The following is an 18281-nucleotide window of genomic DNA, read 5'->3' on the forward strand; positions in this document are numbered from 1 at the left end:
TTGGACAAGTAAAGGGGGTGAATATTCCGTTCCGATTGACAGATGATCGCTTCTATGCGCTGACCGAAGGCGCGTTCAAGATCGAAAGTGTGACCAGGATTGACGCCAACAGTTTCGCCATCATAGCCAATGCCCAAGGCGTAATGACGGGACAAGACAGCGATATCATTGCTCATAATCCCGAGGATGCAGTAAAATTCGGCGCCCGCTTCAATCTGCAGAAAATTGCCAATAGGGGGGCTATTCAACTACCTTGAGTCTAAGCATCTCCCTTCACGCCCCATTCGTGCCAGAAAACGTGCAATTCAAACGAATCCACGCGTAGAGTGGTTTAACAGTCTCTGTTTGGACTACCTACGGAAGCACCGCGCAGACAACACAACCGCCGTGGATGGGGCGAGAGCGCGGCCTGGAGCCGGTCGGTCCTGGGTATATCCAGGCATGCGCCATCGATGTTAGGACGATCACGCGGCATCAGCGCTTCGCCTCGGCCACGACCCTGAGCTTCTCACCGCGCTCATACCAGCCTTTCGAACGATTCACGATCCAGACGACGGAAAGCATCACCGGCACCTCTATCAACACACCGACCACGGTGGCGAGTGCTGCACCCGATTGGAAGCCGAATAGACTGATGGCAGCGGCAACGGCCAGCTCGAAGAAGTTCGATGCCCCGATCAGCGCCGACGGCCCGGCAACGCAATGTTGTTCGCCCGTCATCCGGTTGAGCAGATAGGCGAGCCCGGAGTTGAAATACACCTGAATAAGGATGGGTACAGCGAGCAGGCCAATGATCATCGGTTGCGCGATGATCTGTTCGCCCTGGAAGCCGAACAGCAGCACCAACGTTGCCAGAAGTGCGACAAGCGATGCCGGGCCGAGTTTGGCGAGCAGCCGATTGAGCACCACCTGCCCGCCGTTTGCCAGCAGGCGATGACGCAGGATCTGCGCGATGATAACCGGAATGACGATATAGAGCACGACTGATAGGACGAGCGTGCCCCACGGTACCGTGATCGCTGACAGGCCGAGCAACAGCCCGACAATCGGGGCGAAAGCCACCACCATGATCGCATCATTGAGGGCAACCTGTGAAAGCGTGAAATGCGGTTCACCTTTGGTCAGGTTCGACCAGACGAAGACCATGGCCGTGCAAGGCGCGGCGGCAAGGATTATGAGGCCGGCGATATAGGAGTCTATCTGGTCCGCTGGCAGATATGGCCGGAAAAGCCAGCCGATGAACAGCCATCCCAGCAGCGCCATGGAGAAGGGCTTCACCGCCCAGTTGATGAAGAGCGTTACGCCGATGCCCCGCCAGTGGCGGCCGACCTCGCCCAATGCGGCAAAGTCGATTTTGAGCAACATGGGAATGACCATCAGCCAGATTAGAGCCGCCACCGGTAGGTTTACACTGGCGATTTCGGCTGCACCGATGGCCTGGAAAACACCGGGCAGAAAGTGACCGAGGGCAATACCCACGACAATACACAGTGCGACCCAAAGGGTGAGGTAGCGTTCAAAGGTGGACATAGATTCTCCTCAAGCGGTCGCGACGCGGCGGCCGAGTTCGTCGATCACAGGCTCGCCATCTTCCTTGATGAACTCACCACGTTGCGGCGGCAGAAGGTCGAGCACTTCCTCGGAAGGTCGGCAGAGCTTCACGCCCTTGGGGCTGATGACGATGGGACGGTTGATGAGAATGGGACGCGCCATCATAGCGTCGAGCAATTGTTGGTCACTCAGCTTTGAGTCGCTAAGGCCCAACTCGGCATAGGGCGTGCCCTTCAAGCGCAGCAGGGCGCGGACGGAGATACCCATGCGCTCGATCAGCTGCTCAAGCATTGCTCGGCTTGGTGGCGTCTTTAGATATTCGATGACATGCGGCTCGACACCGGCATTGCGGATCAGACCCAGGGTGTTGCGCGACGTGCCACAATCGGGGTTGTGATAGATGATGATATCCATGAACCGCCTCACGCTGCGCTGTCTCGCGGAGAGGACGTGCCTTCGGCCTGGCCGATCTCTGCGAGCTTGATGCGCAGCGATGCCTTGTTTAGACTAGCGACAGGCAGGGATGTAAAGGTCGAGATGCGGTTTTTCATGTACCGGAAGGCCGCAACGAAGGCGGCTTCCTTCTGGATATCCATACCATCGACGGCGGCGGGGTCTTCGATCCCCCAATGGGCGGTCATGGGCTGGCCGGGCCAGACCGGGCACGTTTCGCCAGCGGCACTGTCACAGACGGTAAACACGAAATCCATGACAGGCGCATCGGGTCCGGTAAACTCTTCCCAGTTCTTCGAGCGGAAGCTATCGGCGGGATAATCAAAGCTCCTCAGCACTTTCAGGGCAAGGGGATTGACCGAACCTTTCGGCTGACTTCCGGCGGAGAAGGCGCGGAAGCGGCTGGCACCATCCTTGTTTAAAATGCTTTCGGCGAGGATGGAGCGTGCGGAATTGCCAGTGCAGAGAAACAAGACATTAAAGATGTGGTCGGGTTGAGCAGTATCAGGCATGGGAAATCCCTTTTGTGGGTTCGCAGCAGGAGGACAACGCGGCCATTGCTGGATTGCAGACCTCTGGATGGCCCTGGCAGCAATCGCGCATGAGGAATTCAACAAGGCGGGAAAGCGTGGTCAGAGCGGCGCTATAGATGATTGACCGCCCATCACGCCGGGATTCGACGAGCCCAGCCTGTTCAAGATGGCTCAGATGAAACGATATGCGGGACGACGACGCGCCGTCCATCGCCTCGCCGATGGCTCCGGCTGGCATGCCTTCGGGACCAGCAGCAACCAGCATCTGAACGACGCGCAGCCTCGTTTCCTGCGACAGCGCGGCAAAGGCATTGAGGGCTTGTTTTTCATGCATCATTATCTCAATAATTCAAGAATCATTGAGATAATAGATACGCCAAAGTTGCGCTGAACACCAGCGGAAATTCTCAACGGCCTAACCGAGTAAGCTCGCGTCAGCGCCGGTGACAGCGTTAAGGAGGACTATGGAGGAGAATAGCGTAGACATAGTTGCATCTCCACCTGGTGCGGCGCGCCAAAATTCCACCCATTCCGAACGAACAGGGTAGCGGGATCCGCTTGACCAATCTCGACGACGGACTTCCTCGGGTACCTTTGTAGTCAGCTTGGAACCATCTGAGGTAACGCGCGGTTTAATAGCGTGGAAGTGAACTCTCGTTGCCCCTTAAAGCCTGGCATCGGGTACAGACCGGAGAAGGCAAATGTCGAACGACCATGAGGCGCACACAGAGCAAGATGGCGGGAGACGCCGTTCTTATAGCCATCCTTACCTGATGTTCTGGGTCAATATGGCTCTCGGCCTCGCCGTCATGTACGTCGTCATGTTCTCCATGATCGATGGTTGGGGCGACTTCAGGAACAATCTGAACATGTTCTACATGGCGGTCACCATGTGGGCACCGATGGGCATCTTTATGCTCGCCACAATGCCGGGCATGTATCCGAACCGCAGGGCGAATCTCGTACTCTACGTTCTCTTCGCAGCGCTCACCGCCGGGTCGTTCTGGGCGACACGCGCCCAGGCAATCATCGATGATCGCCAGTTTATTAGCTCCATGGTCCCGCACCATTCCGGTGCTGTCCTGATGTGCCGCGAGGCAGACCTCTCCGATCCCGAACTCGTAGCGCTTTGCAGCGAGATCACCAAAGCGCAGCGTGAAGAGATTGAGCAGATGAACAGAATCGCCGAGAGAATTCGCAACCGTTAGAATTCAATCTGATGTTCGATCGGTAATCATCCTTACCATAAGTTAGACAGTTCCCATTAACTGCTGCCGTTAGTACGGCAACAGGCATCGGTAATGCTCATCGCAATGCCTTGGCCTACATCGTGTAAGCGGTGCCGGGAGCAACTCCAAAGGCCACGAGCGACATCCAGATCGCCATTGCGATCATCATCAGGTTCTCGGTCAGCGAGATGAAGCCGAGCGGCACGTTGCTCGACCCGCCGACGCAAGCGCATTTCAGCTCGCGCCTGTCGATGTAGACAGCCTTGAAGACCGACACTGCGCCGACTGTGCCGATGAAGAGTGCAACCGGCACCGACAGCCAAGTCAACGCGCCGGCGACCATCAGCACACCGGAGAAACCCTCCGCGTAAGGATAGATGTAGCTATAGGGCACCCACCGTTTCGCCAACAGGTCGTAATTCAGGAACATCGTTGCAAAGCTCTCGACGTTCTGGAGCTTCAGCAGCGCCAGCACCACCATCGAGAAGGCGATAAACCACTCTGCCGCCCGGACGGTGAACACGCTGCCCATGACGGCGTAGCTCGCCCCAAGAGCCATCAACGCGGTCAACGCAAACAGTACAACTACAGGACGGTAGCTGGTCGCATTAGGGTCCGCGACGGGCTTGCCGAGGAATCTGCGCAGGTCGTCGTAGCCTCCGATGCGCTCGCCGGCGATGAACGTCTGGGGTGTGGTCTTGACGCCGTGCTGCGCCTTGAAGGCGTCCGTCTCCTCGCGCGTCGTCAGGTGGTGATCCTCGACCTCGTATCCCGATCGCTTCAGAAGATCCTTGGCCTTGAGACCGTACGGACAAGTGTGGTCGGGCATCACCATCCTGTGGAGGTCCGCCTTCTTGCCGTTTGATTGGTGAATAGCTGTAGCCGACATTTCACGTCTCCTTCTGTTCTTGTGATTTTGTCAGCACCAATATAGGGCCCGGTTTCACGCTGTCCGAGCTCAGGGAACTTCTGGACCTAGGCGCGAAGATCACCGAACTCCAGCTTGCCCGCGATTCACTTCCACCTTCTCCAATGCAACAACAATCAAAGCGGCAGTTTATTTCAGACTCCATACGCATGTTTTTGCGGAGCTAAGAACTTGCTTGAAAAAACTTGCCAAAATGGAGCGGGTAGCGGGAATCGAACCCGCGCGTTCAGCTTGGGAAGCTGACAAGCTACCATTACATCATACCCGCTCGGATACGCTCACACGGCAGCCTGTCTTTCATCGCGCCGGAATCATCCGTTGTCAAGAAGCCTCCTCGGCCGATACTGCCCCGTGTAATATACGCCTTGTTTATGTCGATGGCTTGAAATTCGTTCCGGAGACGAAAAGGCAATCCTGCCATAATATCCTTGCCGGGCGAGGTTTGAGCAGTAGGAATGTGAAGAATTCATCATCCCGCCCTTTGATATCCGTAAAACTGTCCCCATTTGAATGGATCAAACCCCATTCATGTAACAGGTAATTTATGGCCCCGCATCCCAGACGCCACGCATTGCTCATCGTTAACCCCAAAGCCCGTAATGGTAAAGGATTTAGCCCTTCCATGCGGTCCACTCTGGAACGCGGTGGCTTTTCGTTGGTTGAGAAGGCAGCGCAGGGTGATGAAACTCTTTCTGACGTAATAATAAGCGCAAGCGAGGGAATCGATCTCGTTATCGTCGGCGGCGGAGACGGAACCCTGAACGCCGCCGCAAAAGGTCTTGTCCAAACCGGGCTTCCACTTGCAATATTGCCGCTTGGAACGGCGAATGATTTTGCCCGCACGATCGGAATTCCGGCAAACCCTATCGATGCCGCGCGTCAACTGCTGACATACAGCCCGCATCCTATCGATCTTGGCGAGGTAAACGGGCATCTCTATTTTAATGTCGCGAGCATTGGTTTCAGCGCAGAGTTAGCCGACAAATTAAGCGCCGATGCGAAGAAGAAATGGGGCAAGCTGGGCTATGCCATTGCCGCTGGCCGTATTGTGATGCGGTCGGAACTTTTTACAGCCTATCTGGAACATGATGGATTGACCGAAAAGATGAAGACATTCCAGATTTCGGTGGGAAATGGCAAGTTTTACGGCGGCGGCATGGCGGTCAAAAGCGACGCGGCCATTGATGATGGCCTGCTTGATTTCTACAGCCTCGAGATCCATCACTGGTGGAAATTGCTGCAATTGCTGCCCAGTCTGCGTCAGGGCACGCATTCGAAATGGGACGATGTCCGTGCTTTTTCCACGACAGAAGTTGTCATAAAGACGAAGAAACCGCGACCAGTGAATACAGATGGTGAGCTTTCGACCTGGACCCCGGCTCATTTTCGTCTTCGTCGCAAGGCCATCACTGTTTACAGGCCCCAGCCGATTTAACAACCGGTTTAGCGTCCGCAATGATAGTCAAAAGAATGGCCCGCCTATCGAGAAGCGGGCCAAGTTCATGACGTTAGGTGACTGGCTCGGAGGTCATAAGAGCCGCTGGTATAACGGTTGGGCCTTCCGAATGTTCCAACACTAAAAGAAAAAATACCAGATAAGCAAAACGACGAGAAACGGGACGCCTAAAAGCCAAAGGATCAGTGCACGGAACATATTGTATCTCCTTCCTGTTGGAATTAGAACGTTCCTCTATGGAGATAGTTCCTGGCGGCTGGATTATCCGGTCGTATTTGTGTCCGATTCAATTACAGGCGTTGTGAAGTCATTAATGTTCCGTCAATGATTCAGTGAGATCAATGATTTTTAAAAAGCTTGGAACGGTCTTGAAGCCGTTTATCGAATTGCGGGCGTGTGGCGTATGAGTTCATATCGATGGCAGGGGAAACGAGGAACAGCTACGATGCTGGCCTTCACGGCCTTGGCTGCGGTCCTTGCTGGTTGCGCGGGCTCTCCCGATCAGAAGCCGAAGAAAAAACGGTCGAAAGAATATTTTGCTGAATCCAAATATGGGGTGAAGGCCAGCCCTCGTGTTGATGCTGCACAGGGCAAGCCATTGCCGCGCGGCGGTGGACGTAATCAGATCGGCAAGCCTTATCAGGTTAAGGGCCGTTGGTATTATCCCAAGGAAAACAAGAATTACGCCGCTACTGGCCGGGCGTCCTGGTATGGCAGTGCTTTCCATGGCCGACTAACCGCCAATGGCGAAATTTATGATATGGAGCACCTGACTGCTGCGCATCCAACTATGCCGCTCCCAAGCTATGCGCGTGTCACTAACACCGCGAATGGCAGCTCTATTATCGTCCGCGTCAATGATCGCGGTCCTTTTGAGCGCAATCGTATTATCGATCTTTCCCAAAAAGCCGCTGAACTGCTGGATTACAAGCATCACGGAACCGCCGATGTGAAGGTGCAATATGTAGGGCGCGCGCCGCTGGACGGAAATGACGATTCCTATCTGATGGCGTCGTACCAGCCCGGCAATGACGATATGATTGGCCAGCCTGCCACGGGTGTCATGATGGCGATGAATGGCCCGACGCCGACCCCCCCGGCAATGGCAGCGATGCCGATATCCGTTCCTGTGCCGCAAGCTTCGCCCTTCGAGATTAATCCCGCCTATGGCAATGCATTGGGCGAGGCGCCAGTGCTTCCCGTTAATGTGCCTGTACCGTCGCAGCGCCCCGCTTCCAGCTTCAGCGTTGCCGGTGCCGCCAGTATTGGTGGACTTGCGGGCTACGCCACGGACCGTTTGGCTGCTGCGGAGTATGTCCAGGAACGGACCTATGGCGACATCCTGACCGCAAGTGCTATATCGAGTGCATGGAAGCGCAGAAATGCGGATGAAAAGCGCGAATATGTCGAGCTTGGCCTGTTCGGGACGCTCGCTGAGGTCGACAGGCTGGAAAAAGTCTTGCCGCCTTTTGCTAAAGTCACGCGGACAAGAATTCCCGCCGAAAATGGTGAGCTTTACGAGCTGGCGGCTTTTGCTGAAAACGGCAGCAATGACGATCTGTTGCAAGCGGCGTGGAATGCCGGCGCAACGGACGCCTTTATCGTTCGTGCGGATTGATTTTAACCAAAGACGCTGCGTAAGCTCGCCATGGTTGCTTGCGTAGTGGGTAAATTATGGGGCTTTTTTCAAAGAGCATAAAGTTTGCAATGGTCATCTCCGTTGCAATGTCGGTGATGACCCCGCCTGCCGGGGCTGATACAGCCGAGGGCGCACTTGCAACCAAAGCGCCGCAGGTGCTGCTGATCGATGATGGCAGCGGCACTGTGCTTCTGTCGAAACACCCGAACAAGGAAATTCCGCCAGCTTCGCTTGCGAAGCTGATGACAGCGGAAATCGTTTTCGGTGCACTGAAAAAAGGCCAGATTACCTTAGAAACGACCTATCCGGTCAGCGAATATGCGTGGCGGACGGGCGGTGCGCCATCGGGGACGTCAACGATGTTTGCGCGCATTAAGTCGACCCCAACGGTTGCGGACCTTTTGCAAGGCATGATCGTGCAGGCGGCAAATGATGGTGCGATCGTTCTCGCCGAAGGATTGGCCGGAAGCGAACAGGCTTTCGCGCAAAAGATGAATGACCGGGCAAATGAACTGGGGCTGCACGATTCTCGTTTCGTAAACTCCACCGGATTGCCCGCTGAAGGACAGGTGGTAACGCTGTCTGATCTGATAAAACTCGCGCGTCACGTCCGCACCGCTTATCCTGAACTTTACAAATATTACGCCCAAGCGGCTTTCACCTGGAACAATATTTTCCAGCGTAACCGCAATCCACTGTTGCGTCTTGAGGTTGGAGCCGATGGAATGGGCACCGGTTTTACAGAAGACTCTGGTTATGCTCTGGTTGCCTCGGCAGAACAGAACGGACGCAGGCTCTTTCTTGCCATGAGCGGACTTGCAAGTGCCAAGGAGCGTGAGGAAGAGGCTAAAAAACTTATAGAATGGGGTATGACTGCATTCGATAGGGTGCATATTTATGCAGCGAACGAACAGGTGGGCGAGGCGCAGATCTATGGCGGCGCGCAGGCGCGGGTTGCCTTGAAAGTCATCGACGAGGTCGAGCTTCTGCTGCCCAAAGATGGACGAGACAAGCTCAAGGCGCGCATTGTTTATGAAGCACCGTTGTATGCCCCTGTCGAAGGCGGTAGGCAGATTGGATCACTGCAATTTGAACTCAATGGCGATATTGTCCAGAAAGTCCCGGTTTTTACTGCTCAACCGGTCGCTACGGGTAGTCTTTCGCAACGCGCTTTCGACGCCGCAATCGAACTTGCGACGGGTTGGCTGAGGAAATATCTCTAGAGAACTCCCAGCAAAAGTGCATAGCGATTTTGCGTCCGGATAATGCGTTTAAACAAAGACTTAGAGCGGTTCCGATGATTCCGTTTAAACAGGTGCCGCTCTAAAGGCTCGACCTTACGTCTAAACGCCGATAAATAGGGCAAAAGCCCGNTAAACAAAGACTTAGAGCGGTTCCGATGATTCCGTTTAAACAGGTGCCGCTCTAAAGGCTCGACCTTACGTCTAAACGCCGATAAATAGGGCAAAAGCCCGTTTGGGCATACACTTATTGTACGGAAACCAGCGTGAGCGGATTGTTTATTACCTTCGAAGGTGGGGAGGGGGCGGGGAAATCGACCCAAATCGCCTTGCTCGCAGAGCATTTGCGCTCGTTGGGGCTGGATCCGCTGATAACGCGCGAACCCGGCGGTTCTCCGGGCGCAGAAGCCATTCGCCACGTCATTTTGAGCGGCAATGCGGAAAATTACGGGCCTGCCATGGAAGCTTTGCTCTTTGCCGCCGCTCGTGCCGATCATGTTGATCAACTCATCCGCCCCGCCTTGGCTAAGGGGTGCGTCGTGCTTTGCGATCGGTTTATTGATTCGAGCCGCGTCTATCAGGGCGTAACCGGTAATCTCGACGCGACCTATATGGCGGCTATTGAGCGCATCGCCATCGATGGCATGATGCCCGATCTGACGCTCATTCTCGACATAACCGCCGAAAAAGGAATGTCGCGAGCAGGGAAGCGCCGCGGAAAGGATGTGGCGGATCGTTTCGAAAAGGAAGATATAGCAGTGCATGAAGCTCGCCGTCAGGCATTCCTCGCAATTGCCAAAGCCGAACCTGACCGTTGTAAGATCGTGAATGCGGATCGTCCCCTGGCGGAAATATCCGATGATATCATTGTGATCGTTGATGAGATTCTGAAGAAGAGGGGGCTTCTGTGATCGAAGGGCTGGATGTTCCCAAAACACAGGATTCCATCGAGGGAGTGGCGGAGCCCTCCGCGAGCGCTTACCTCACCGGACATGATGAAATAGCGGCTTTTCTTGCGCAAGCCTATCGCGAAGGCAGAATGCATCACGCCCTTCTGTTTGAAGGAACGCAGGGAATTGGCAAGGCTACACTGGCATTTCACCTTGCCGGTCATATGCTCGCCCATGGCGACCATGCGAGCGCACCGGAAGCGATTTCCACGCCTGATTTCAGCAAGCCGCTCTGGCGGCAGATTGCAGGCGGAATGCATCCGGCTGTCCTTCATATCAACCGCCCCTTCGATCAGAAGACCGGAAAATTCAGAACGGGTATTCCTGTTGAGGAAATCCGCCGTGTAACGCATTTTCTTACCCGTACTGCGTCCGATAATGCATGGCGCATCGTCATTGTCGATCCGGCGGACGATATGAATCGCAATGCGGCCAATGCCTTGCTTAAAACTCTGGAAGAACCGCCTGCGCGCGCAATTTTCATTCTGGTTTCACATTCTTCGGGCCGTCTTCTGCCCACGATCCGTTCGCGTTGCCAGAGCATCCAGTTCAAACCGCTGGGCGACGATGCCCTGACTGACGCATTGGTGCATATTGGTTCCAGTATAGGTCTGGACGCCAGCGGCATTACGCCCTCCCTGCTGGAGCGCTCAGAAGGCAGCGTGCGCAAGGCCCTGCTTCTGGCGGCATATGGCGGACTTGAACTTTCCGATACGGTCGATGGCGTATTGAGCGGTCAGATATTCGACCTTCCAAAGGCGCAGGCACTTGCGGGCGTGGTGAACGGCCGCGATGCTGAAGTTCAGTATGAATTGTTTCGCGATTATCTGATGGGGCGCATTGCAGCCGAAGCACGGCGTTTTGCGGATTCGGGGCAATTGCGTGACGCCGACCGGTGGTCGCGTTTCTGGAGCGACCTTACCCGCGAAATTTTTGACGCGGAGACCTATAATCTCGACCGCAGGCAAGCGGTTTTGATCCTCCTGCAAAAAACCCATCGCGCTTTTCAGTCTGGCGTGCCTTCGCTGGCGTGACATGATCGCTGACATGGGTTATGTCACCGCTGACAAATTTTCTATTTTGCGTGTCTGGTGATCATTCAGATGCGTTTCCAATCATCGAAAGACCGGGTCCATAATGAGCCGCGAAAAATTCTATATCACCACCGCGATTGCTTACCCGAACGGCAAGCCCCATATCGGTCATGCCTATGAGCTGATTGCAACCGACGCTCTGGCGCGTTTCCAACGCCTCGATGGCAAGGATGTCTGGTTCCTTACCGGCTCCGACGAACATGGTATCAAGATGTTGCAGAGCGCGCGCAAGGAAGGCATCACGCCGCGTGAACTGGCTGACCGCAATACGGCGGCGTTCCAGCGCATGGGCGAAATGCTCAACAGCTCGCATGACGAATATATCCGCACATCGGAAGAACGTCATTACAAGGCCACTCAGGGTATCTGGCAGGCGATGGCCGCCAATGGCGACATCTATAAGGGCGGCTATGCCGGCTGGTATTCGGTGCGCGACGAAGCCTATTATGGCGAGGACGAAACCGAAGTCCGTGAGGATGGCGTTCGCTACGGCCCGCAGGGCACGCCTGTCGAATGGGTTGAGGAGGAAAGCTATTTCTTCCGCCTGTCCAATTATCAGGACAGGCTTCTCGATCTTTACGAGAAGAATCCGGGCTTCATCATGCCTGCCGAGCGCCGCAATGAAATCGTCAGCTTTGTTAAATCGGGCCTGAAAGACCTTTCGATTTCGCGCACTACTTTCGACTGGGGCATTCCGGTGCCGGGCGATGAAAAACACGTCATGTATGTTTGGGTCGATGCCTTGACCAATTACATTACCGCGCTCGGCTATCCCGATACCGGCAGCGAAAAATGGGGCTACTGGCCTGCAAACGCGCATGTGATAGGTAAGGATATTTCGCGCTTCCATGCCGTATACTGGCCAGCATTTCTGATGTCGGCGGGCATCGAATTGCCAAAGCGCGTCTTCGCGCACGGCTTTCTGTTTAATCGCGGCGAGAAAATGTCAAAGTCGGTCGGCAATGTCATTGATCCGTTCGATCTGGTTGAGCGCTACGGGCTGGACCAGTTGCGCTATTTCCTGATGCGCGAAGTGCCTTTCGGTCAGGATGGCAGCTATAGCCACGAAGCAATCGTCAATCGCACCAATGCCGATCTTGCCAATGATCTGGGCAATCTTGCCCAGCGCTCCCTGTCGATGATCGCCAAAAACTGCGAGGGCAAGGTCCCGCAACCGGGTGACTTTTCGGATGCCGACAAGGCCATTCTCGATCAGGCCGGGGCCGCACTTGAAAACGTGCGCAAGGCGATGGGGGATCAGGCGCTGCATCTGGCACTAGGCTCCATTTTTGCAGTCGTTGCCGAAGCCAATCGTTATTTTGCCGGGCAGGAGCCTTGGGCATTGCGCAAGACCGATCCGGCGCGCATGGACACCGTGCTTTATGTGACGGCAGAAGTGATCCGGCGCGTCGGCATAATGGTGCAGCCCTATATTCCGCAATCGGCCGAAAAGCTTCTCGATATTCTGGCGATCCCGGCAGACAAGCGGCAATTTGTCGATATTGCCGCAAGCCCGCTTGTTGCTGGAACCGAACTGCCAGCACCGCAGCCGGTATTCCCGCGCTTTGTGGATGCTGACGAGCAGAACTGAGTTGAACATGCTGGTCGATAGTCATTGCCACCTGGACTTTGCCGATTTTGAGCCTGAGCGTGACGCGATTGTGCAGCGTGCACTTGATACGGGCATTAGGCGCATGGTCACGATTTGCACGCGGGTCAGAAAGTTCGATACGATCCGCGCGCTCGCGGAAGCCTATGAATCCGTCTATTGTTCTGTCGGCACCCATCCAAACAATGCGCATGAAGAACTTGACGTGACCGCTGACGACCTCGTGCGGCTGGCAGCACATCCCAAAGTGGTGGCAATCGGCGAGGCGGGGCTGGACTATCACTATGATTATGCACCGCCGGAAGCCCAGAAACAGGGCTTTCTGGTGCATATAGAGGCCGCGCGCCGCACGCAATTGCCGCTTGTCATCCATGCGCGCAATGCCGATGCGGATATGGCGTCAATTCTTGAAAGCGAAATGCAGAAGGGCGCCTTTCCCTTCATTCTACATTGCTTTTCTTCCGGGCGCGCTCTGGCTAAGAAGGGCATTGAACTGGGGGGGTACGTTTCTTTCTCCGGTATTCTGACGTTCAGGAATTCCGCGGAAATTCGTGAAGTTGCAAAGATTGTGCCGCATGAGCGCCTGCTGGTGGAAACCGACGCGCCCTATCTTGCGCCGATGCCCCATCGCGGCAAACGCAACGAGCCGTCCTTCGTACAGCATACGGCTGGCGTGCTGGCTGAGACGATTGGTGTGAGTAAGGAAGAGATTGCCGAGATCACCAGCGCGAATGTCTTCCGGCTTTTCTCCAAAATGCCCGCACCGGTTGAGGGACAGTAATCGTGGCGTCGCCCCGCAATTGCCTGCGTTTCACGCTTCTGGGCTGCGGTTCGTCGCCCGGCGTGCCGCGCATTAATGGCGATTGGGGAAATTGCGATCCCAAAAATCCGAAAAACCGCCGCCGTCGTGCGTCCCTTCTGGTCGAGCGCTTTGATGAAAGCGGTAACAATACGGTTGTTGTCATCGACACGGGGCCGGATTTTCGGGGCCAGATGATCGACGCCGATGTGCATTCGCTCGATGCGGCTGTCTACACCCATCCGCACGCCGATCATATCCATGGCATCGATGATCTGCGAACCTATGTCGTGGAAAACAGGCGGCTGATGGATGTCTATGCCAACAGGCTGACGCGCAACCGTCTTTTTGAAGCTTTTGGTTATTGCTTCGAAACACCGCCCGGCTCGAATTACCCGCCGATCCTGCGCATGCATGATATTGCCCCCGAAATCCCGTTTTCGATTGACGGAGCAGGCGGGCCGATACGTTTCGCGCCGTTTTCGCAGATGCATGGCGATATTGAATCGCTCGGCTTCCGTATCGGAAGCGTTGCCTATTGCACCGATGTCAGCGCGTTTCCCAAAGAGAGCCTCAAACATATTTGCGGCGCGGAAGTGCTGATTATCGATGCCTTGCAATACCGCCCGCATCCAAGTCATTTTTCGCTGGGCGAGGCGCTGGAATGGATCGGGGAACTGACGCCCAAACGCGCGATCCTGACTCATATGCATGTGCCGCTCGATTATGAAACCGTCATGCGCGAAACGCCGGATCATGTCGAACCTGGTTATGACGGGTTGCGTTTCGAGGTGCCGCTATAAAAAACGCCGCAGAATCTGCGGCGTTTTATTTTACGGAATCAGGCAGCAGATCCTTTGACCGGGAATTGCATAACATTATTGCCTTCTTCCGCATCGTTCGTTTCTGCTGGCTTATCCAGCTTGCCTTCGAGCTTGAGGCCGCCTGCGCGCAGGAGATCCGAGAAGCGTCCGCCACGGACGGCAAGCTCGCCAAAGCTGCCTTGTTCGACCAGATGCCCCTTGTCCATGAACAGCACCAGATCGGCCGACTGGACGGTCGAAAGACGGTGAGCAATGATGAAGGTTGTGCGGTTATGGCTAAGGTCTTCGACGGCTTCCTTCACCTTTTCTTCGGTTTCCACATCAAGGGCACTGGTGGCTTCATCGAGCACGAGGATGGGCGAGTCCTTCAGGATCGCGCGGGCAATCGCCAGACGCTGGCGTTCGCCGCCCGAAAGCTGTGAGCCGCGCTCGCCGACAACCGTATCGTAGCCGTGGCTTTTCGCCAGAATGAAGTCATGCGCGGCAGCGGCCTTTGCGGCGGCATGTACCTGTTCGTTGGCGGCATCTCTACGACCGATGCGGATATTGTCTTCCACCGAGCGGTTGAAGAGGCCCGCATCCTGAAAGACCGTGGCAATGGCGTGGCGCAGTGAATGGCGGCTGATGGTGCGTGTATCCACACCGTCGATCAGGATACGCCCCGCCGCCGGATCAAACACCCGCTGGAGAATGTTGATCAGCGTCGTTTTGCCCGCGCCTGTCGGGCCAACAATGGCTACGGTCTGGCCGGGCTTCACCTGAAACGACACATCATAGACGCCCTGACCGGAATTGGGGAATTCAAAGGTCACATTGTCGAAAACAATATCGCCCTTGATGTCTTCCAGTTCCGTCGCTCCTTCGGGCTCCTGACGCTCGGCGGTCGCGTCTTCCATCTCGAAAAACTCTTCAAGCTTGGCGCGTGCCGTGACGGTCTGATTGATGAAAGCGCTGATCTGGTCGAGCCTGCCAATCATGAGTTGTGCGAAGCCGATAAAGGCAATCACATCACCAACCCGCATCTGTCCTCTGGTGACGAAATATGCGCCGAGCACCAGAACAACGACCATCGAGAAGGTCGAGGCCATGCGGTTGAGGCCGCTGGCGAGCGCCCACCAGTTGAGAACTGGAAACTGAACATTCTCCAGCTTGCGGGCATAATCGCGCAATGCCTGCGTTTCCGATGCGATGCGATTATAGCTCTGGACGACAGAGACATTGCTGATGGTGTCGCTGACATGCTCAAATAGCTGATGATGGTGTTTTTCGACTGCAGCCTGTCCATCCTTCGTCTTGCGCATGACGAGCTGGCCGATCATGATATAGATGACACCGAGCACAATCAGCACCAGCGACATGCGCATATCCATATTCATCGCGACCGGGATAAGTGCGCAAAGCGCAACGATGGTCGTCAGATGCTGGCGCATGAATTCGAGCCAGAGCGTGAAAAGGGAATCCGTTGCACGGATCAGCGTATGCAGCGCGTTGGATGTTCCGCGCTCCTGATGCCAGGCCAGAGGCATGGTGATGATGCGTTCATAGGATTCGACCATCACGCTCAGGCGGCGGCGATGCGCCAGCCGGTCTGCGCCGCGCGCCACGAAGACAGCCGCTATGATATTGAAAACACCGAGAGCAGCCCACATGGCGAGCTGCGTGACGATGTCTCCCTTATCGGAAATCGCCTGTATGACGCGACCGAAAAGGATTGGCTCGGCCAGCATGACGAGGGCCACCAGCACACTTGCAATACACATGGTTATTGTTGCAGCTTTCTCGGCTGCAAGATATTCCATGGCGCGCCAGTAGATTTTGAGCAATGACACTTCGCACTCCCGCTCGTTATATTTCACTGGGCTAAATGGTATAGCCCCGTTGATCTATCAACATGCAATGAAGGCAAGAAGTGGCAATTGGGTGTCGGAATTGACCATAAATTAAAAATGCTTGTAACCCTGCGTGAAGATTGAAGACGTTATACGCTGCTGCCATGCGCAAAGGTACCAGATCGTTATTTTCCGCGATTATGCTGGCAATCCGCGATGCGCGCGTCTATTGACAGGTTGAAAAACAGGCATCGATCAGGGTTTCCATGGCAGGCATTGAACAAAAGATTGTAGATACGGGCGAGGCGGGCATGCGGCTCGACCGCTGGTTCAAGGTCCACTATCCCGGACTTGGCTTCGGGTATCTGCAAAAACTGCTTCGTTCGGGGCAGATCCGTATCGATGGCGGTCGCGCCAAAACCGATACGCGTTTGCAAGCAGGGCAGGCAATCCGCATTCCGCCTTTGGGCGTGGATGAAAAAGCATCGGGGCCGATGACGGCAAAAACCATCCGCAGTCAGCAGGACGGCGATGTGCTCTCACAAATGCTGCTCTATGAAGACCCGAAGGTTTTTGTTTTCAACAAGCCTGCCGGTCTTGCGGTGCAGGGCGGGTCCGGCCTGACCCGTCACGTCGACGGCATGCTGGAAGCATGGCGCAACAAGAAGGGCGAGAAGCCGCGCCTTGTGCATCGTCTCGACCGCGATACGTCGGGCGCTTTGGTTGTGGCTCGCACGCGCGGCGCGGCTCAGGCGTTGACTGCCGCTTTCCGCGAGCGCGAAACCAAAAAGACCTATTGGGCTTTAGTTAAAGGTGTGCCGCGCAAGCGCGAAGACAAGATTTCGACCTGGCTGGTGAAAGAGCAGACGCCCGATGGTGATAAGATGCGGGTCTGCCAGCATGGCGAGCCGGATTCCGACCATGCGGTTTCCTATTACCGTATCATCGAAAAAGCAGGCAATAATCTGACCTGGCTGGAAATGGAACCCTATACGGGCCGTACGCACCAGCTTCGCGTCCATGCCGCCTATATCGGCCATCCTATTATCGGCGACCCAAAATATTTCGAGGCGGATCAGAACTGGGAATTTCCCGGCGGCATCCAGAAACGACTGCATCTTCATGCGCGCCACATCCGCGTTCCCAATCCATCCGGTGGCTGGATCGATGTTACCGCGCCGCTGCCGCCCCATATGGTACAGTCGTGGAACCTGCTTGGCTTTAATGAAGCGGATGCGGAAGAGTGATAAACTGCCCTGGGCAGAACTGAACTGGACAAAACATGCGCGATATTCTGAACGACCTCGAAACGGGCAAGCACCTTTCCGACGAAAATCCGATTGTGCGAGCGCAAAAACAGATGCAGGCGCAACTGCCGAAGCGTTTTTACGAGAAGGCCGAAGTTGCGGAAGCGGATGGCGGTTTTGCCGTTCATCTTGACGGACGCCCGGTCAGAACACCCGCGCGCAGTCTGCTGCTTTTACCCACTGGACCTGCCGCCGAAATCGTAGCCAGGGAGTTTCGCGCGCAGGAGAAAACCATTGATCCGGGCAAGATGCCTGCGACCCGCCTGGTCAATACGGCGATTGATGGTATTGCGCAGGATCCGCAAGCGGTTTTTGAGGATATTCTGCGTTTTGCTGGCACGGATATGATCTGCTATCGCACCGACAGCCCAAAAGAACTGGTTGCCAGACAGACTGAACGCTGGGACCCGCTGATCGACTGGATGGAAGGATTGGGCGCGCGATTCTCGCTTGCGGAAGGTGTCATGCATATTGAGCAGCCGCGCGAGGCACTGACTGCGTTCGGCATCCATCTGTCGGCTTTTCAGCATCCGGTCGCTCTGGCTTCCATGCACACCATGACGACTTTGACCGGGTCGGCAATCATTGCGCTGGCGATCGCCAAGGGTGAACTAAGCGCCGAAGAAGGCTGGTTGCGCGCGCATATCGATGAGGACTGGACGACCGAGCAATGGGGCGAAGACGCCGAGGCCAAGGCACGGCGCGCTATACGTGAAAGTGAAATGATGGTTGCTGCACGGTTGCTGCGAGCACTTTAAGAAAGCTTGATCAAGAGTTTAATAAAATAGCATAAATCTCTGAAGATAATAAAAAAACCCTGCCTTACAGCAGGGTTTTTT

The 18281-nt window shown here is 55.4% G+C and carries 18 protein-coding genes and 1 tRNA gene; 12 read left to right on the forward strand and 7 right to left on the reverse strand.

Annotation, left to right across the window (positions count from 1 at the left end; all coding sequences use genetic code 11):
* Positions 1 to 257, forward strand: a 257-nt coding sequence (locus KUG47_RS13190; RefSeq protein WP_217678448.1) for a hypothetical protein, incomplete at its 5' end; no start/stop codon positions are given.
* 217 nt (positions 258 to 474) lie between these two features.
* On the opposite strand, the gene arsB is transcribed toward KUG47_RS13190, so the two are convergent.
* From arsB to KUG47_RS13210, 4 genes are read right to left on the reverse strand one after another with little or no spacing between them, the layout of a single operon-like run.
* Positions 475 to 1530: an ACR3 family arsenite efflux transporter gene (gene arsB, locus KUG47_RS13195; RefSeq protein WP_217678449.1), complete on the reverse strand. Its 1056-nt coding sequence runs from the start codon at positions 1528 to 1530 to the stop codon at positions 475 to 477.
* 9 nt (positions 1531 to 1539) lie between these two features.
* Entirely contained in the window at positions 1540 to 1965 is a 426-nt protein-coding gene (gene arsC / locus KUG47_RS13200; RefSeq protein WP_217678655.1) for an arsenate reductase (glutaredoxin), read from the reverse strand.
* Positions 1966 to 1973: 8 nt separating this feature from the next.
* Positions 1974 to 2516 (reverse strand): arsenate reductase ArsC, encoded by a 543-nt coding sequence (locus KUG47_RS13205; protein ID WP_217678450.1) that lies wholly within the window; start codon positions 2514 to 2516, stop codon positions 1974 to 1976.
* Positions 2509 to 2871, reverse strand: a complete 363-nt coding sequence (locus tag KUG47_RS13210; protein ID WP_217678656.1) for an ArsR/SmtB family transcription factor — start codon at positions 2869 to 2871, stop codon at positions 2509 to 2511. The genes KUG47_RS13205 and KUG47_RS13210 overlap by 8 nt, the downstream gene beginning before the upstream one ends.
* 367 nt (positions 2872 to 3238) lie before the next feature.
* Here KUG47_RS13210 and KUG47_RS13215 point away from each other — a divergent pair, with 367 nt between their 5' ends.
* Positions 3239 to 3745: a DUF305 domain-containing protein gene (locus tag KUG47_RS13215; protein WP_217678451.1), complete on the forward strand. Its 507-nt coding sequence runs from the start codon at positions 3239 to 3241 to the stop codon at positions 3743 to 3745.
* A 115-nt stretch (positions 3746 to 3860) separates the two neighbouring features.
* On the opposite strand, the gene KUG47_RS13220 is transcribed toward KUG47_RS13215, so the two are convergent.
* Both KUG47_RS13220 and KUG47_RS13225 read right to left on the reverse strand, forming a co-directional pair.
* Positions 3861 to 4655: a glutaredoxin family protein gene (locus tag KUG47_RS13220; RefSeq protein WP_217678452.1), complete on the reverse strand. Its 795-nt coding sequence runs from the start codon at positions 4653 to 4655 to the stop codon at positions 3861 to 3863.
* 233 nt (positions 4656 to 4888) lie between these two features.
* Positions 4889 to 4962, reverse strand: a tRNA-Gly gene (locus tag KUG47_RS13225).
* A 276-nt stretch (positions 4963 to 5238) separates the two neighbouring features.
* Between KUG47_RS13225 and KUG47_RS13230 the strand changes: the two genes are divergently transcribed.
* The 8 genes from KUG47_RS13230 (at position 5239) to KUG47_RS13265 (ending at position 14285) form a co-directional block, all read left to right on the forward strand.
* Positions 5239 to 6129, forward strand: a complete 891-nt coding sequence (locus tag KUG47_RS13230) for a lipid kinase (RefSeq protein ID WP_217678453.1) — start codon at positions 5239 to 5241, stop codon at positions 6127 to 6129.
* 424 nt (positions 6130 to 6553) lie between these two features.
* Positions 6554 to 7768, forward strand: coding sequence for a septal ring lytic transglycosylase RlpA family protein (locus tag KUG47_RS13235; RefSeq protein WP_254799561.1), 1215 nt, complete (start codon positions 6554 to 6556; stop codon positions 7766 to 7768).
* Between the two features lie 56 nt (positions 7769 to 7824).
* Positions 7825 to 9012, forward strand: coding sequence for a D-alanyl-D-alanine carboxypeptidase family protein (locus KUG47_RS13240; RefSeq protein WP_217678455.1), 1188 nt, complete (start codon positions 7825 to 7827; stop codon positions 9010 to 9012).
* A 284-nt stretch (positions 9013 to 9296) separates the two neighbouring features.
* On the forward strand, positions 9297 to 9941 hold the full coding sequence (tmk, locus tag KUG47_RS13245; RefSeq protein ID WP_217678456.1) for a dTMP kinase: 645 nt from the start codon (positions 9297 to 9299) through the stop codon (positions 9939 to 9941).
* The gene (locus KUG47_RS13250; RefSeq protein WP_217678457.1) at positions 9938 to 11014 is read left to right on the forward strand and encodes a DNA polymerase III subunit delta'; all 1077 of its coding nucleotides are present in this window, start codon (positions 9938 to 9940) and stop codon (positions 11012 to 11014) included. Before tmk ends, KUG47_RS13250 begins: the two co-directional genes overlap by 4 nt.
* Positions 11015 to 11117: 103 nt before the next feature.
* Positions 11118 to 12665 carry a methionine--tRNA ligase gene (metG, locus tag KUG47_RS13255; protein WP_217678458.1) on the forward strand — a complete coding sequence of 516 codons (1548 nt, stop codon included), beginning with the start codon at positions 11118 to 11120 and terminating at the stop codon, positions 12663 to 12665.
* Positions 12666 to 12672: 7 nt separating this feature from the next.
* Positions 12673 to 13464 (forward strand): TatD family hydrolase, encoded by a 792-nt coding sequence (locus tag KUG47_RS13260; RefSeq protein WP_217678459.1) that lies wholly within the window; start codon positions 12673 to 12675, stop codon positions 13462 to 13464.
* Positions 13465 to 13466: 2 nt separating this feature from the next.
* Complete coding sequence (locus KUG47_RS13265; RefSeq protein WP_217678460.1) at positions 13467 to 14285, forward strand: MBL fold metallo-hydrolase; 819 nt, start codon at positions 13467 to 13469, stop codon at positions 14283 to 14285.
* Positions 14286 to 14323: 38 nt separating this feature from the next.
* On the opposite strand, the gene KUG47_RS13270 is transcribed toward KUG47_RS13265, so the two are convergent.
* Positions 14324 to 16135 carry a glucan ABC transporter ATP-binding protein/ permease gene (locus tag KUG47_RS13270; RefSeq protein ID WP_217678461.1) on the reverse strand — a complete coding sequence of 604 codons (1812 nt, stop codon included), beginning with the start codon at positions 16133 to 16135 and terminating at the stop codon, positions 14324 to 14326.
* Positions 16136 to 16401: 266 nt separating this feature from the next.
* Here KUG47_RS13270 and KUG47_RS13275 point away from each other — a divergent pair, with 266 nt between their 5' ends.
* Positions 16402 to 17382, forward strand: coding sequence for an RluA family pseudouridine synthase (locus tag KUG47_RS13275; protein ID WP_217678462.1), 981 nt, complete (start codon positions 16402 to 16404; stop codon positions 17380 to 17382).
* 35 nt (positions 17383 to 17417) lie between these two features.
* Positions 17418 to 18200, forward strand: a complete 783-nt coding sequence (locus KUG47_RS13280) for an ATP12 family chaperone protein (protein WP_217678463.1) — start codon at positions 17418 to 17420, stop codon at positions 18198 to 18200.
* The last annotated feature ends 81 nt before the right edge of the window (positions 18201 to 18281 follow it).

The sequence above is a fragment of the Falsochrobactrum tianjinense genome, assembly GCF_019100495.1.
In the GTDB taxonomy this organism is placed as follows: Bacteria; Pseudomonadota; Alphaproteobacteria; order Rhizobiales; family Rhizobiaceae; genus Brucella; species Brucella tianjinense.

Coding starts and splice junctions, on each gene's coding strand:
- KUG47_RS13215 (WP_217678451.1), top strand. CDS start 3,239: ATGTCGAACGACCATGAGGCGCACACAGAGCAAGATGGCGGGAGACGC.
- arsC (WP_217678655.1), bottom strand. CDS start 1,965: ATGGATATCATCATCTATCACAACCCCGATTGTGGCACGTCGCGCAAC.
- KUG47_RS13230 (WP_217678453.1), top strand. CDS start 5,239: ATGGCCCCGCATCCCAGACGCCACGCATTGCTCATCGTTAACCCCAAA.
- KUG47_RS13280 (WP_217678463.1), top strand. CDS start 17,418: ATGCGCGATATTCTGAACGACCTCGAAACGGGCAAGCACCTTTCCGAC.
- KUG47_RS13210 (WP_217678656.1), bottom strand. CDS start 2,871: ATGCATGAAAAACAAGCCCTCAATGCCTTTGCCGCGCTGTCGCAGGAA.
- KUG47_RS13260 (WP_217678459.1), top strand. CDS start 12,673: ATGCTGGTCGATAGTCATTGCCACCTGGACTTTGCCGATTTTGAGCCT.
- KUG47_RS13235 (WP_254799561.1), top strand. CDS start 6,554: ATGAGTTCATATCGATGGCAGGGGAAACGAGGAACAGCTACGATGCTG.
- arsB (WP_217678449.1), bottom strand. CDS start 1,530: ATGTCCACCTTTGAACGCTACCTCACCCTTTGGGTCGCACTGTGTATT.
- metG (WP_217678458.1), top strand. CDS start 11,118: ATGAGCCGCGAAAAATTCTATATCACCACCGCGATTGCTTACCCGAAC.
- KUG47_RS13240 (WP_217678455.1), top strand. CDS start 7,825: ATGGGGCTTTTTTCAAAGAGCATAAAGTTTGCAATGGTCATCTCCGTT.
- KUG47_RS13205 (WP_217678450.1), bottom strand. CDS start 2,516: ATGCCTGATACTGCTCAACCCGACCACATCTTTAATGTCTTGTTTCTC.
- KUG47_RS13275 (WP_217678462.1), top strand. CDS start 16,402: ATGGCAGGCATTGAACAAAAGATTGTAGATACGGGCGAGGCGGGCATG.
- KUG47_RS13220 (WP_217678452.1), bottom strand. CDS start 4,655: ATGTCGGCTACAGCTATTCACCAATCAAACGGCAAGAAGGCGGACCTC.